The 287-nt window shown below is 50.2% G+C and carries 1 rRNA gene; it reads right to left on the bottom strand.

Features of this window, described 5'->3' with window-relative positions:
- Positions 1–287 (bottom strand): 16S ribosomal RNA (locus ACG9ZB_RS17170); the annotation flags it as partial.

Raw genomic sequence — 287 nt, 5'->3', positions numbered from 1 at the left:
GTACAAGGCCCGGGAACGTATTCACCGCGGCATTCTGATCCGCGATTACTAGCGATTCCTACTTCATGGAGTCGAGTTTCAGACTCCAATCCGGACTACGATCGGCTTTTTGAGATTAGCATCCTATCGCTAGGTAGCAACCCTTTGTACCGACCATTGTAGCACGTGTGTAGCCCTGGTCGTAATGGCCATGATGACTTGACGTCGTCCCCGCCTTCCTCCAGTTTGTCACTGGCAGTATCCTTAAAGTTACCGGCTTAACCCGATGGCAAATAATGAAAAGGGTT

This window comes from Acinetobacter johnsonii (assembly GCF_048551975.1).
Lineage (GTDB): Bacteria > Pseudomonadota > Gammaproteobacteria > Pseudomonadales > Moraxellaceae > Acinetobacter > Acinetobacter johnsonii_A.
The sequence above is the reverse complement of the archived record's forward strand: the minus strand, read 5'-3'. Positions and strand labels throughout refer to the sequence as shown.